The organism is Pseudomonas sp. LD120 (assembly GCF_009861525.1).
Taxonomy (GTDB): domain Bacteria; phylum Pseudomonadota; class Gammaproteobacteria; order Pseudomonadales; family Pseudomonadaceae; genus Aquipseudomonas.
In genome coordinates this window covers 1,261,928-1,275,966 of sequence record NZ_WVHL01000005.1, presented here as the reverse complement: position 1 = coordinate 1,275,966, position 14,039 = coordinate 1,261,928, and the positions used below count along the sequence as shown (strand labels likewise).

The following is a 14,039-nucleotide window of genomic DNA, read 5'->3' as shown; positions in this document are numbered from 1 at the left end:
ATGGTTATGGGCAGCGCTGTTGCACCGATCACGGGCCGTGACCGCTCGGGCTCCATTGCGGAGCCCGGGTGATGCGGATGCCGCGCGGCCCCGAATGCCGGGGCCGCGCGCAGGCTCAGGCCGGGGTGTCCGGCTGGTTGGCCGGGTGCGCGGCCTGGAACGCCGGATGCTCGGCGGCCAGGGCCGCGACCCGGAGAATCCGCGGATAGGCGTCCAGCGACACGTTGAAGCGTTCGGCCGCATACAGCTGGGGAATCAGGAACACATCGGCCAGCCCCGGCTGCTCGCCAAAGCAGAACCCCTGATCGCCGATCAGTTGCTCCAGGGCTGCCAGACCCTGGCTGATCCAGTGGTCGATCCATACCAGCAACTGCTCTTCTTCATGCCCCCACTCGCGCAGCAGGTTGAGGGTGCTGGAGTTGTGCAGCGGATGGACGTCACAACCAATGATCGCCGCCACGGCCCGTTCCCGGGCACGGCGGACCAGGTCTTTGGAAAGCAACGGCACCTGTGGATAAGATTCTTCCAGGTACTCGATGATCGCCAGGGATTGGATCAGCAGCTCGCCGTCCTCGGTACGCAGCGCCGGCACCCGCCCCTGGGGGTTGATGCCCAGGTATTCCGGCTGGCGGTTGGCGCCGCCCTTGGGCACCAGCAGGTTGACCGGAATCGCCTGGAACTCCAGGCCCTTGAGGGCCAGGGCAATCCGCACCCGGTAGGACGCGGTGGAACGGTAGTAGGTATAGAGCTGCATGGGACGCTCCTCTTAGCGAGCCGGCTGTACGGTGCCACGGCATTCGCCGAAGCCGATGGAGGCGAAGCCTTCACGGCGGCAACGCCCACGCAGGATGATTTCATCGCCGTCTTCGAGGAACTTGCGCACCTCGCCGGAGGCCAGCTCGATGGGTTTCTTGCCGCCTTCGGTGATCTCCAGCAGGCTGCCGAACTGGCCGCTCTGCGGACCGGACAAGGTGCCCGAACCAAACAGGTCGCCTGCCTGCAACTGGCAGCCGTTGACGCTGTGGTGCGCGACCATCTGCGCCACGGTCCAGTACATGTACTGGGTGTTGCTCAGGGTCAGGCGGTGGGCCGGCAGCCCCTGCTCGCGCATGGCCTGGGTGATCAGCAGCACTTCCAGCTCGATGTCGAAGCCGCCAGCGGCCTGGTCGCGCGGATCCAGCAGGTACGGCAGCGGTTGCGGATCGCCTTCCGGGCGCGGCGCCTGGGCCTGGCGGAACGGCTCCAGGGCTTCGGCGGTCACCACCCAGGGCGAAATGCTGGTGATGAAGCTTTTCGACAGGAACGGGCCCAGCGGCTGGTATTCCCAGGCCTGGATGTCCCGCGCCGACCAGTCGTTGAGCAGACAGAAGCCGGCGATGTGCTCGGCTGCATCGCCAATCGCGATGGGCTCGCCCATTTCGTTGCCCGGCCCTATCCAGATGCCCAGTTCCAGTTCGTAGTCCAGACGGGCGCAGGGGCCGAAGGTCGGCTCGGTCTGTCCGGCCGGCAGGGTCTGGCCCTTGGGCCGGCGCACCTCGGCGCCGGAAGCGCGAATGGTGGAGGCGCGGCCGTGATAACCGATGGGCACGTACTTGTAGTTGGGCAACAAAGGGTTGTCGGGGCGGAACAGTTTACCGACGTTCTGCGCATGCTCGATGCCCACATAGAAGTCGGTGTAATCGCTGATTTTCGCTGGCAGGTGCATCTGGCAATCGGCCGCCAGGGGCAGCAGTTTCGCACCCAGGGCCTCGATCTTGCCGCGCAGGCTGCTGCCTTCGCCGAGCAGTTCCAGCAGGCGCTCACGCAGGGCGGCCCGGGCCGGGCGCCCAAGCTGGAAGAAAGCGTTCAACTGACCACCAAGGGCGGCTTGCACCGCGGCCTTGGCCTGGCCTTCGAACAGCCCGGCCTCCAGCGCCGCTTCCAGGTCGAAAATCTGTTCGCCGATGGCGACCCCGCTGCGGGGTGCCGAACCCTGGGTGCTAAAGACGCCCAGGGGCAGGTTCTGCAACGGGAAGTCGGGGTGACCGTTGGCGGACTCGACCCAGCTACGGGTGATGGTGGACAAGGTCATGGGTTATCTCCGATTCGGGTTGAAGGTGACGGGCAGCGAGGCCCAGCAAGCATCGTAGTCGTTCTGCAGTTCCGCGCATTCCAGGGCGAACTGGCTGGGGCGCAGCACCTGGCTGGTTTCGAACATGAAGGCCATGGTGTTGTCGATCTTGGCCGGCTGCAGCTCGACGTTGATCGCCTTGGTGCAGGTCTCGCCGTCCGGGCCGTGGGCGCTCATGCAACTGTGCAGCGACGCGCCGCCGGGCAGGAAACCTTCGGCCTTGGCATCGTAGGCGCCCTGGATCAGGCCCATGAACTCGTTCATCAAGTTGCGGTGGAACCACGGTGGACGGAAGGTGTTCTCGGCCACCATCCAGCGTGGCGGGAAGATCACGAAGTCCAGGTTGGCCAGGCCCGGCACGCTGGTGGGCGAGGTCAATACGGTGAAGATCGATGGGTCCGGGTGGTCGAAGCTGACCGTACCGATGGTGTTGAAACGGCGCAGGTCGTATTTGTACGGTACGTTGTTACCGTGCCAGGCGACGACGTTCAGCGGCGAGTGGTCGAGCTCGCAGCCCCAAAGTTCGCCGAGGTACTTCTGGATCAGCGTGGTGGGCTGGCGCAGGTCTTCGTAATGAGCCACCGGGGCCAGGAAGTCCCGGGGGTTGGCCAGGCCGTTGCTGCCAATGGGCCCGAGGTCCGGCAGGCGCAGCGGTGCGCCGTGGTTCTCGGCCACGTAGCCACGGGCTTGCGGGTCCAGCAGCTCGACGCGGAATTTCAGGCCGCGGGGCAGCACGGCAATTTCCAGCGGCTCCAGCGCCAGCACGCCCAGCTCGGTGACGATGCGCAGGCGGCCCAGTTCCGGCACCAGCAGCAGCTCGCCATCGGCGTTGAAGAACACTCGCTCCATCGAGCGGTTGGCACGGTAGTGATAGACGCTGATACCAGCCGGATTCTGCGCCGCCGAGTTGGCCACCATGGCCACCAGGCCATCGATGAAGTCGGTGGGCTCGCTTGGAATCTGCAGGGGGCTCCAGCGCAGGCGGTTGGGGGTGACTTCACCCAACGGGCCGCCTGCCAGCTGCCGCGCCAGCTTGGCGAAAGCCGGGTGCTTGGCCGAAGGCTGGATGCGGTACATCCAGGTACGCCGGGCTTCACTACGGGTCATGGTGAAGGCGGTGCCGGAAAACAATTCGGCATACAGGCCGTAAGGGGCTTTTTGCGGGGAGTTCTGGCCAACGGGCAGTGCGCCCGGCAGGGCTTCGCTGGCGAATTCATTGCCAAAGCCCGATTGGTAGCTGAGGGCCGACGCCGAAGATTCGAGGTTCATGGAGCCTCCTGGAAGTTGCAATAGGCAGGGGCCCACCACTCCTTCGCAAGAGTTATCGGCACGCCTGGGTTATTTTTATCGTAATCCAATTACGCATAACGTAATTTGATTGCCCGGGAGCGTCAAGCTATAAAGACCGCCACTTGTCACGGGACCCCGACACCTCCATGGAAAAGCCGCGCAGCACCAGCGACAGCACCGGTAAACAGAAAGTCCGCTCGGCCGAAGTCGGCACCGACATCCTCAAGGCCCTGGCCGAACTGTCACCGGCCACTTCTCTTTCACGCCTGGCCGAACATGTGCAGATGCCGGCGAGCAAGGTGCACCGTTATCTACAGGCGTTGATTGCCAGCGGTTTTGCCGAACAGAATAGCGCCACCAACCATTACGGCCTGGGTCGCGAAGCCCTGCGGGTCGGCCTGGCGGCCCTGGGCAGCATGGATGTGTTGAAAGTTGGCGCCCTGCCCCTGGCGGAACTGAGGGATGAGCTGAACGAAACCTGCTTCCTGGCGGTGTGGGGCAATCAGGGCGCCACTGTGGTGCACATCGAGCCGGCAGTACGGGCGGTGACCGTGGTCACCCAGCTGGGTTCGGTGCTGCCGCTGCTCAGTTCCTCCACCGGGTTGGTGTTCAACGCTTACCTGCCGCGGCGCGAAACCCTCGACCTGCGCCAGCAGGAGCTGCTGGCGAACAGTGCTCATCCGCTGGCCGACAAAGCGGCCGACGATGCCCTGGCCCAGGCGATTCGCCAGCGCGGCTTGCACCATGTCCACGGCTTGTTGATGCCCGGAGTCGACGCGCTGTCGGCGCCGGTGTTCGATGCCATGGGCAAGATCGCCGCCGTGCTGACGGTGGTTGGCCCGACCTCGTTGTTCCACGCCGATGAACACGGCCCGGCCGCCCAACGCTTGCTCGCGGCCAGCGGTGCGGTGAGCTGGCGCATGGGCTATCAGCCACCATCGGCGTAAACGCAACTCATCAACCCCAGAGCCTGAGCCTTGGCCACCGCCTGGGCGCGCCGCTCCCCCCCAGCTTGCTGTGAATCCGGCGACCGTGGGGATTCACCGTATGCAAGGACATGAACAACTGCTCGGCGATCTGCTGATTCGAGCAACCCTGGGCAATCTAGTCCAGCACTTGCCGTTGACGCTGGCTGAGCAGGCTGTCGTGGACCGCTTTGAGTGCGCCCTCTGGGGACCGGCGCCTCTGGCCTCAGCCTCGCCTGGTACAGGCGTAGCGGTGTAGGGCCTGCGGCTGGATACACGCCCATCAGGAACATCGATACAGGCCTGGCGTCAGCCGTTGGCACTGTTGCTCAAGCGGTAACAGTCCTTGTCTTGAATCGCTATGTTTCCAGGGTCTGCCAAGGCTTATTCTTCGCCCGCACTCACGGCACAGCGCCAGACTGCACTGAAGCAGAAGGTGTCGAACACGATCCTTTCAGCAACTGATTTCCAGCAGGCGTGAAGTCACTCTGTTCAAGCCGCTGCCCCAGGTTCACCGACGTTGATTTTGTAGCTCCTTGATCTAACGTCTTGCTTTGGCCGCTGCTCTTGCAGCGGCCTTTTTTATGCCTGACGTATTAACAAAGCACGTTTCGCTTACTGCGAATCAGCATGCTCGTCATAATGAAACTTGTGCAGGAGACGGTGCGCCACCGGGGACAGGATCAAACCCAGGGTGGCGGCAAACACCAGATTGGTATAAAGCCCGTAAGTGGCAAAAAACAGTTTGCCACCAGGGGTTTGCGGCATGTTGATTGGACCGATGCCGCCAAGGATCATGGCCGCGTCATACAAGGCGTCATGAAAGGCAATGCCTTGTTCGAAGTACAACAAGCCGCTGATTCCCAACAGCACCGAAAAGGTGATCAGCGCCAGCACCACCAACCCATGCACACATAACCGACGGATAAACAGCAGCCGCGACAATACCGGCTGATCCTTTGACTCATACATACGGAGTACTCCCTGTTCGTTCGCGGAACGTCGAGCATAGAGACGAACACGGCAGGAGTAAAACCGCCGGTCCCTAAGGCCCGGCGGGGTGCTGAAGCAAGCGCGGAAAACCCGGCGCATTTAACGCCAGACGCCGGCCCGGATCACCCAGGCACGGGCGAAAAGCCGCGGATCGAGAAGTGTTTCAGAGTGCGTATTTTTGCAGATTCTGCATCATCTCTTTCAAGGCTTCGATGTTGTCCTGGGGATGGGCCGCACCCTCAAAATCACAGATCTGCTGCCAGTGGGCCGCCACCTCTTCTGGGGAGAAGCCCTGGCGCGGATCGAAACCGGCGCCCAGGCTGCGCTCCCAACGCACCTTGCCGATCCAACCACCGCCGACTTCGAACAGGCCGGCGGTTTCCTCGCACTGTTCACTGCCCAGATACACCACCAAGGGACTTACCAGTTCTGGTTTGAGCTGCTCAAACACCTGCGGCGGGATCAGGCCCTCGGTCATGCGCGTGCCACCGGTAGGGGCGATGGCGTTGACCAGGATGTTGTTCTTGCGCCCTTCGATCGCCAGGGTCCGGGTCAGGCCGTACAGCCCCAGTTTGGCCATGCCGTAATTGGACTGGCCGAAGTTGCCGTAAATGCCTGATGTGGAGGCGGTGAAGATCACCCGTCCGTACCCCTGATCCCGCAGGTGCGGCCAGGCGGCGCGCGTGACCTTATAGGCCCCTTCGACATGCACCTGGTACACCAGGTCCCAATCGGCGTCTTCCATCTTGTGGAAAGTCTTGTCCCGCAGGATGCCGGCATTGTTGACCACCACATCGACCCGGCCAAACACATCCAGGGCGTTCTGCACGATCTTTGCGCCATCGGTGACCGAATCGTGGTTGGCCTCGGCAATGCCGCCCGCCTCGCGGATCTGCGCCACCACCCGATCTGCCGCCGACGCGCTGGCGCCTTCGCCCTGGGCCGAGCCCCCCAGGTCGTTAACCAGCACCTTGGCCCCGTGTTTGGCGAACAACAAGGCATGGGAGCGTCCCAAGCCGCCGCCGGCTCCGGTGATGATCACGACTTTATCTTCCAAGCGCACAGACTCACTCATATCGAACTCCAGCAAGGCCAATGGACAATGAGCTCGAGTGTCGGACAGTCAGCCGGCGGTCACAATAAAAACGTCTAGACCTGAATAGTACGCAATAAGGCTGCGGGATAATCGCCGCGCCCGCTCAACATTGCGGGTTCCCAGGTTCGGTCAGGAACCCACTGCCCGACGCGGCGGCGACTGCACATTGTCGCGAAAGGCCAGGTAATGCTTGAGCACTAACAGCGGCGCTTCGATCTGCGGGTAATGCCCGATCCCCGGCAGCAGCACCGTATCGGGCTGAGCAATCAATTGCCGATAGCGCTCCACCATGTGCGCCCCGGAGATCGGATCCTGGGCCCCATCGATCAACCGTAGCGGCACCTCGTCGCGCTGCATGGCGCTGACCCAGCGCTCGCGCAGGGCCCGGCGCTCGGGAATATAAGCCATCAACTTGTGCAGGATTCGTGGTCCGTTGTTGCTCTGCACCAGGCTCCAGAAATCGTCCAGGACCGTCTCGCTGGGACGGGTCTGAGGGCCGAAGATCTGCTGAAAGCTCTTCGCCAGTCCCTGACGGCTGAACGCGCGTCCGAACATCCAGCCCAGTGGGCTGAGCAAGAGCTTCTGGGTCAACACCGGGCGATGGGTTTCCGGGAACAGGCCGCCGTTGAGAAATACACAAGTGGCGACGTCGATCCGCTCTTCGTAGTGCCGGGCGAGCAGTTCCTGCGCCACGCTGTCGCCGTAGTCATGGGCGAACAGATGCACCGGTTCGGCAATGCCCAGGTGCTCAAGCAACGCCTGCTGCAAATCCGCCTGTTCCAGCAGGCTGTAATCATGTTCCTGGGGCTTGGCCGAGTCGCCGAAGCCGAGCATGTCGCAGGCAATCACCTGATAACTGCGCGCCAGGGGTTGCCACAGGTAATGCCAATCCCAACTGGCCGTGGGGAAGCCGTGAATCAGCACCAATGGCTCTCCTTGCCCCGCCACCCAATAACGAATGCGCTGGCCACGAAACACAAAGTTCTGACCGCGCTTGCGCCAGATACACAGAGGAATTTCGGAAATAGGCATCAGCGTTTATAACCTGGGTCGAGTTGATCGAGTTTGCGCAGCAAGGCCGGCCAAGCCAGCCCGCCCCCCATGCCCTGAGCACTACGGGTGACCCCAGCAATCATCGCCTTGGCCCCGGCCAGGATCGACGCCGGGATGCAGATCAATTCGGCGCCGCCGTTCTGCGCCAACACCTGGATCTCACAGGCACGCTGGAAGGTGAACATCATCAAGAAGGTATCGGCGATGCTCGCGCCGCAGGTCAGCAAACCGTGGTTGTGCAACATCAAAAAGCTGTTGTCGCCCAAGTCGGCCTGCAGCCGGACCTTCTCCTCGGGGTTTAGGGCCACGCCCTCGTAAGGGTGATAGCCCAGACTCGACAGCACGAACAGCGACTGCTGACTGATGGGCAACACGCCTTGTTTCTGCGCCGATACCGCCACCCCGGCCGCCGTATGGGTATGCATAACGCAGACCACATCGTGACGTACAGAATGCACCGCGCTGTGTATGGTGTAGCCGGCCGGGTTGATCTCGTAAGGACTGTCCATCAGTTTGTTGCCGGCCAGATCGACCTTCACCAGGCTGGAAGCGGTGATTTCGTGAAACATCATGCCGAACGGGTTGATCAGGAAATCTTCGGTGCCCGGCACCTTGGCGGAAATGTGGGTAAAGATCAGGTCGTCCCAACCATGCATCGCCACCAGGCGATAACAAGCGGCCAAATCCTGACGGGTTTGCCATTCGATGGCGCTGACCTGGTTTTCTACACTCGGTGTCGATTGAACGGGGGCTAGGCTCACGGCAAGGACCTCGGTGGCGGTTCTTATTAGAGGACAGAGCATGAGAGTCTAGTCAGCCCGTGCGCCGTGGGGAGTTTCATTGGCAGCCAGCTTGATGACTGAGCGGGTCAGAACGCAATCGAGGCTCTGGCCCAAGGGTTTGCTGTCAAAGCAACGACGCCAGTAAAGGGGCGGCGAACAGGTTCAGCAACCCCGTAAGCACCATCACCAGGCCGGCCACCGAACCCTCTTCCCCCCCCACTTCGTGGGCCCGGCTGACCCCTGCACCGTGGGCCCCGACACCAAACAGCGCGCCCCGAGCCAGGGCGCTACGCAGCGGCAACCAGCGCAGTAGTACACCGCCGAACATAGCCCCCAGTACCCCGGTGAACATCACAAATACCGCCGTCAGCTCGGGCACACCCCCCAGGTCATGGGCCAGGGGCATGGCGAAGGGCGTGGTGATCGAGCGCGGCACCAGCGACAAGGTCACCGAACTGTCCAAGGCCAGGGCCTTGGCCAGACCGAAGGAACTGCCGATGGACGCGGCGCTGCCCGCCAGCATGCCCACCAACAACGCCGACCAGTGGCGCATCAGCAACTGCCGCTGCTGCCAGATGGGAAGGGCGAAAGCCACGGTCACCGGCCCCAGTACCCCCATCAACCAGTGCGTGTTGGTGGCGTATTCGGCATAGGCGGTGTGCAGCGGCACGGCAAGCGCCAGCAACAGCGTCGGCACCAGGATCAGCGGCGACAGCAGGTAACGGCCGGTGCGCCGGTAGATCCAGCGGCTGAACAGATAGGCCCCGAGGGTCAGGATCAGCCAAAACATCGGCATCAGTTCAAGCTTCATGGCGCATCCTCCAGCGGCACACCCACTCCACCGTCAGCGCGGTCACCAGCATCACCAGCAAGGTGCTGACGCCAATCACCAGCAGAATCCGCCAGCCGTCCTGACGCAGGAGGCTGCCGTAATCCAGCAGACTCATCAGCGCCGGTATGAAAAACAGCAGCATCTCGGCCATCAGCAAACCGGCCCCTAATTGCAGCGCGGCCGGCTTGACCCAGCCCAACGCGAAGGCCAGCAGCAACAGCGCCAGGCCAACCACCCCGCCAGGAATCGGCCAGGGCAGCCAGGCGGCCACCCAACACCCCAAAAAATAGATCGCCAGCAGCACCGCCAATTCGCAGATCAGACGGCTCAGGCGTTTGCACGTGGAAATGTTCATGATGGTCAGGTCCTCTCAGGCGCCTATTTTATGAAAAGACCCTCCATCACCGAAGCGAATTGTTAGACTCAAACCCATTCCAATCTGGAATCATCAGCATGGATTTCAAACAACTGCGCAGCTTTGTCGAAGTGATCCGCCAAGGTGGTTTCACTCAGGCCGCCAAGACCCTGCATATCAGCCAATCGGCGGTCAGCAAACAGATCGCCCAACTGGAGTACAGCCTGGGTACGCCCCTGCTGGAGCGCCAGGGCTCGCACATTCACCTCACCGCCGCCGGCAACGTGGTCCTGCAACGGGCCGAAGGCATGTTGCGCCTGCGCAATGAGCTGCTCAGCGAACTGGATGACCTGAGCCAACTGGCCCGGGGCGAACTGCGCCTGGGCCTGCCACTGCTGGGCAGCGATGCACTGTTTGCCAGCCGCTTCGCCGAATACCGCCTGCGCTACCCGAATATCCAGGTGCAATTGCTCGAAGGTGGCAGCCTCAACGTGGAACAGGCGGTGCGTAATGGCGAATTGGAACTGGGAGGCAGCCTGACCCCCAAGGACCCGGCATTTGCTTATCAGCCTTTCTGCGATGAACCGCTGGATGCCTTGCTCCCCGCCGACCATCCCCTGGCGCAGAACGCCCAGGTGCGCCTGGAAGAACTGGCGGACACGCCCTTCCTCCTCTACCAACGCAGTTTTGTGCTCAATGACCGCCTGCTGCAGGCCTGCCAACAGGTAGGTTTCACGCCCAAGGAGGGCGGGCGCAGCGGTCAGGCGGACTTTCTCGCGGCCCTGGTGGCCGCCGGCCAAGGCGTGGTGCTGCTGCCCAGTGTGGTCGCCCGTGGCCTGGTGCGGCCGGGGGTGGTGCGCCTGACGCTCAAGGCCCCGGATTACCTGCGCTGGGACATTGCCTTCATCTGGCGCCAAGGCGCTTATCTGTCCAAGGCAGCGCAAGCCTGGCTCGCGCTGCTACAAGAACAGCCGGTCAGCCCCGCAGGGCACTGATCAGTTCAGCCAGCCAGGGCTCGGCATCGGTCTCCGGGGTCACGCTCTCGCTGGCATCCAGGCGCAACATCGGCAGCACCTCATGCACCCCCAGTTCAACGAACAACTCACGCATCTGCTCACCGCCACCACAGAAGGTATCGCCATAGCAGGCATCGCCCAGACCAATCACCGCCCCTGGCAGCCCCCGCCAGGCGGCGGGCAATTGATCGCGGATCGTGGAGTACAGCGGCAGCAAGTTGTCCGGCAACTCGCCCATGCCGGTGGTCGAAGTCACGGCCAGCAACGCCTGCGGAGCAAACGCCTGGACCTCGGCCAGGGTTGCCCGCGGCTGGTGCCAGGCCTCCAGGCCTGCGGCGTTAAGGAGTTTGGCGGCGTGCCGAGCGACTTCTTCAGCCGTGCCGTACACCGAGCCGGAAAGGATAGCGACTTTCATCAATCTGTTCCTGAAGCTGACTAAAAGACTGGGATATTAACAGCTACGGAGTAAAATCCCGTTTCTGGCAGCACATGCCCTTACAAGGTCAAGTGGACAGCTTGCCAGCATGCCTTAAAATCCAGCACTCACTGATCAATAGCGGAACCTCGGGATGATCAACGCTCATCTGCTGCAACGGATGATCAACGCCTCCAACGACGGAATTGTGGTCGCCGAACAGGAAGGCGAAGACAACATCGTGATTTATGTGAATCCGGCGTTTGAGCGCCTGACCGGCTACAGCGCAGATGAAGTGCTGTACCAGGACTGCCGCTTCCTGCAGTCTGGTGATCGCGACCAGCCGGGACTGCTGAGAATTCGCCAGGCCCTAAGCCAGGGCCTGCCGTGCCGTGAAGTGCTGCGCAATTATCGCAAGGACGGCAGCCACTTCTGGAACGAACTGTCGATCACTCCGGTGTTCAACGACAGTGATCAACTGACCTACTACATCGGCGTGCAAAAAAACGTCAGTGAGCAGATCAAGGCGCAACAACGCCTGCTCCAGTTGGAACAGCAGTTGGCCGATGCCCAGTCTGAACTGGCTGCGCTCAAGATGACCAACGGCGCTAATAACTCATAGATTCAGTGGTCTTAGTATTGCCCACCGATTTTATTCTCACTCTTCGAGCAACATCATGCAGCGTGACAGCCTTCTCACTCAGGATGAACTGGACTTCATCCAGACCATGCAGCACAACCCGCAGCTCAATGTGCGCGACGCCACATCGAGCCTGCTGGTCAATGGCGGCGCGCAGATCCGAGACCTGCTGACCCGGTTGGCGGCTAACGAAAAAGTCACCCTGCAGGCGCATTTCGACAATCAACAAATGACCTTCCCCCTGCATCTGGTGGAAGACGAGTTCCATGCCCTGCATCTGCGCCTGGGGGTGCCGAGCATCTTTGAGGAAGGGCCGATGGTACGGCCCTGGCGTTTGACGCTGACAGAGCCGGTGCCGCTGGAAAATGCCAAAGGCCAGCCCGGATGCCTCTGGGTGCGGGAAGTGTCATTCAAGGGGGTATTGCTGGAAATCCGCAACGGCACCCGTGCGCCGAAGCAGTTCGCCCAATGGTTCAGCCCTTCGGGGTATGAGCGGATTGCCCTGCACGGACGCTTTGAGCGCCAGACCGAAGCCGGCTTCTATGCCTACCGCCTGGATCAGCGTGATGCGGAAGAAACCGAACGTCTGCGCCAGTTCATTCTCCAGCAGCACCGCCAGAGCCACCCTGCGCTACACGCTTGAGCGCCTGCCGGCTCAGGTATCCAGGCCACCGCGTAAAAACTGCCGCAACCGTTGCTGCATCAGGCGCCCATCGCTCCCCAGGCACGCCACTGGCGAACCCGCCAGACGGTCCTGCGCCAAGTCCGCCGTATCCCCAGCGAGCATCAACGGACAATCCAGAGTCAGCGCCAGGCGCTTGAGTCGCTTGGATAACTCCGCAGTCGGCGCCAGGTTGGAAAACACCACCAGCGCCGCCGGCTTGAGCTTTTCGCAAACCAACGTCAGCTCATCCAATGGCGCTACTGGTCCCAACAGGCGCACCCCCAGCGAGTCATGCCCGAGCATCAGTGCCGCCACCAGCAGCTCCAGTTCGCGACACGATTCATTGAGCCCGGTCAGCAGCAGTTGCTGGCTTTGGGTGGCGCGCTGCAGCAACAGACGCTGAGTGATCCGCGCCCGCAGAAAACCATCGAGAAACAACCACTCGCTGGTCTGACCGAAAGCACTTGGCTCCTGCAGCAACTGCTTCCAGAACGGCAAGAAGATGTCTTGGAACACCACCGGTAAGGCATAGCTGGAAAAAACCTGCCCGTAGAGACGCTCCAACTGCGCTTCGTCGAAGGCACTGACGGCCTGCTTCAACTGCTCGCGCCACTGGCTGTATTCGCCTTGCAGGGCATCGTTCACCGGGGCCTCGACCTGGGCTTGGGCGGCGCGGCTCTTGGCCAGGAGCTTGCCCACCTTGCTCACTGCCACGCCGCGCTCGATCCAGCCCAGGATCTCGCGCACCGCCTCAACATCGCGCATGGAATACAGGCGATGCCCGCTTTCGGTGCGTGTCGGTTGAATCAGACCGTAACGTCGCTCCCAGGCTCGTAGGGTCACCGGGTTGATACCGGTCAGACGCGCCACTTCACGAATCGGAAACAACTCATCCTGACAGGCGGGGTCAAGAGCGCGAGCGACAGGGGCAAGTTCAGTCATGACGGGCATCAGGGGAGCGCACACCGATAAACAAAGTGATCGACATTCTACTCCCCCGAGGGGCCAATGCTTCAAGCAGCAGAAAAACCGACCACGGGCATTGGTAGCAAGGCACCGATCAGGAATAATCCTTGCTTGGTTCTGACACGGCCCAACACCCCGGTGCCACGTCAAGCGATTGCCTTACCCAGGCAACGCACTGGTTTTACGGAGATACATAATGTCTACCTCACCCGTCACCTTGATGGTTGCCCGGCGCGTTGCCGACGGCCGCTACCAAGACCTGATCGCCTGGCTGCGCGAAGGCGAACAACTGGCCACCGACTTTCCCGGCTACCTGGGCTCCGGCGTTCTGGCGCCGCCGCCAGACGATGACGAGTTCCAGATCATCTTCCGCTTCGTCGACGAACACACCCTGCATGCCTGGGAACACTCCGCCTCGCGCACCGCCTGGCTGGCGCGGGGCAGCGACCTGTTCGCCCACCCCTCGGAACATCGGGTCAGCGGCCTCGGCGGCTGATTTGGCGGCGTCGGACAGCGCCCTCCACGCTGGAAGCAAGCGGTGGCCATCTGGCTGGCGTTCTTTCCGGTGTCGCTGCTGTTCAACTTCGTCCTCGGCCCTTTACTCAATGACCTGAGCCTGCTGCCGCGAGTGTTTGTCAGCACCCTGGCCCTGACCCCGCTGATGGTTTATTGCTTTATTCCGCTGTCCACCCGATTGCTCGCAGGTTGGCTCAACAGCACGCCAGCGCGCGTGCTGCCGGCCGTACACTCGACACAGAACTCGTAAACTCACCGGTTCGCCGGCTCCTGAGTCAACCCCGGGAGCCGCTGACCAGCCCCCTTGGCGCCACAGGCACGACGCATCACCCGCTGGTATAGTTTT

At 62.1% G+C, this 14,039-nt stretch carries 15 protein-coding genes and 2 pseudogenes; 5 read left to right on the top strand and 12 right to left on the bottom strand.

The genetic code is table 11. The features are described from left to right. Positions 1-115: 115 nt before the first annotated feature. Genes maiA through hmgA form a run of 3 tightly spaced genes read right to left on the bottom strand, consistent with a single transcriptional unit; the run spans position 116 to position 3,379 of the window. A complete protein-coding gene (gene maiA, locus PLD_RS20125; protein WP_159895788.1) occupies positions 116-754 on the bottom strand; it encodes a maleylacetoacetate isomerase in 639 nt (212 codons plus the stop codon). A gap of 12 nt (positions 755-766) precedes the next feature. Then, the gene (gene fahA, locus PLD_RS20120; RefSeq protein ID WP_159895786.1) at positions 767-2,071 is read right to left on the bottom strand and encodes a fumarylacetoacetase; all 1,305 of its coding nucleotides are present in this window, start codon (positions 2,069-2,071) and stop codon (positions 767-769) included. A 3-nt stretch (positions 2,072-2,074) separates the two neighbouring features. After that, the gene (gene hmgA, locus PLD_RS20115) at positions 2,075-3,379 is read right to left on the bottom strand and encodes a homogentisate 1,2-dioxygenase (RefSeq protein WP_159895784.1); all 1,305 of its coding nucleotides are present in this window, start codon (positions 3,377-3,379) and stop codon (positions 2,075-2,077) included. Between the two features lie 167 nt (positions 3,380-3,546). Here hmgA and PLD_RS20110 point away from each other — a divergent pair, with 167 nt between their 5' ends. Next, positions 3,547-4,347, top strand: a complete 801-nt coding sequence (locus PLD_RS20110) for an IclR family transcriptional regulator (protein WP_159898179.1) — start codon at positions 3,547-3,549, stop codon at positions 4,345-4,347. On the opposite strand, the pseudogene PLD_RS20105 reads toward PLD_RS20110, so the two are convergent. From PLD_RS20105 to PLD_RS20075, 7 genes and pseudogenes are all read right to left on the bottom strand, one after another. Then, a pseudogene (locus PLD_RS20105) lies at positions 4,329-4,546 on the bottom strand (response regulator transcription factor); the annotation flags it as partial. The gene PLD_RS20110 and the pseudogene PLD_RS20105 overlap by 19 nt on opposite strands. Positions 4,547-4,980: 434 nt before the next feature. Next, on the bottom strand, positions 4,981-5,337 hold the full coding sequence (locus PLD_RS20100) for a hypothetical protein (RefSeq protein WP_159895782.1): 357 nt from the start codon (positions 5,335-5,337) through the stop codon (positions 4,981-4,983). 184 nt (positions 5,338-5,521) lie between these two features. Next, positions 5,522-6,433: an SDR family oxidoreductase gene (locus PLD_RS20095; protein WP_159895780.1), complete on the bottom strand. Its 912-nt coding sequence runs from the start codon at positions 6,431-6,433 to the stop codon at positions 5,522-5,524. 150 nt (positions 6,434-6,583) lie between these two features. Beyond that, complete coding sequence (locus tag PLD_RS20090; RefSeq protein WP_159895778.1) at positions 6,584-7,486, bottom strand: alpha/beta fold hydrolase; 903 nt, start codon at positions 7,484-7,486, stop codon at positions 6,584-6,586. Next, positions 7,486-8,268 (bottom strand): class II aldolase/adducin family protein, encoded by a 783-nt coding sequence (locus PLD_RS20085; RefSeq protein ID WP_159895776.1) that lies wholly within the window; start codon positions 8,266-8,268, stop codon positions 7,486-7,488. Before PLD_RS20085 ends, PLD_RS20090 begins: the two co-directional genes overlap by 1 nt. A gap of 145 nt (positions 8,269-8,413) precedes the next feature. After that, positions 8,414-9,100 (bottom strand): LrgB family protein, encoded by a 687-nt coding sequence (locus PLD_RS20080; protein WP_159895774.1) that lies wholly within the window; start codon positions 9,098-9,100, stop codon positions 8,414-8,416. After that, complete coding sequence (locus tag PLD_RS20075; protein ID WP_159895772.1) at positions 9,090-9,476, bottom strand: CidA/LrgA family protein; 387 nt, start codon at positions 9,474-9,476, stop codon at positions 9,090-9,092. The genes PLD_RS20080 and PLD_RS20075 overlap by 11 nt, the downstream gene beginning before the upstream one ends. Positions 9,477-9,574: 98 nt before the next feature. On the opposite strand from PLD_RS20075, the gene PLD_RS20070 reads away from it, so the two are divergent. Beyond that, complete coding sequence (locus PLD_RS20070; protein WP_159895770.1) at positions 9,575-10,471, top strand: LysR family transcriptional regulator; 897 nt, start codon at positions 9,575-9,577, stop codon at positions 10,469-10,471. On the opposite strand, the gene PLD_RS20065 is transcribed toward PLD_RS20070, so the two are convergent. Continuing rightward, a complete protein-coding gene (locus PLD_RS20065) occupies positions 10,452-10,907 on the bottom strand; it encodes a flavodoxin (protein ID WP_159895768.1) in 456 nt (151 codons plus the stop codon). The genes PLD_RS20070 and PLD_RS20065 overlap by 20 nt on opposite strands. 154 nt (positions 10,908-11,061) lie before the next feature. Here PLD_RS20065 and PLD_RS20060 point away from each other — a divergent pair, with 154 nt between their 5' ends. Beyond that, on the top strand, positions 11,062-11,529 hold the full coding sequence (locus PLD_RS20060; RefSeq protein ID WP_159895766.1) for a PAS domain-containing protein: 468 nt from the start codon (positions 11,062-11,064) through the stop codon (positions 11,527-11,529). A gap of 55 nt (positions 11,530-11,584) precedes the next feature. Next, the gene (locus tag PLD_RS20055) at positions 11,585-12,190 is read left to right on the top strand and encodes a hypothetical protein (RefSeq protein WP_159895764.1); all 606 of its coding nucleotides are present in this window, start codon (positions 11,585-11,587) and stop codon (positions 12,188-12,190) included. 12 nt (positions 12,191-12,202) lie between these two features. On the opposite strand, the gene PLD_RS20050 is transcribed toward PLD_RS20055, so the two are convergent. Then, positions 12,203-13,162, bottom strand: a complete 960-nt coding sequence (locus PLD_RS20050) for a MerR family transcriptional regulator (protein WP_159895762.1) — start codon at positions 13,160-13,162, stop codon at positions 12,203-12,205. Between the two features lie 211 nt (positions 13,163-13,373). On the opposite strand from PLD_RS20050, the pseudogene PLD_RS20045 reads away from it, so the two are divergent. After that, positions 13,374-13,943: pseudogene (locus tag PLD_RS20045) on the top strand (antibiotic biosynthesis monooxygenase). Positions 13,944-14,039: the final 96 nt, after the last annotated feature.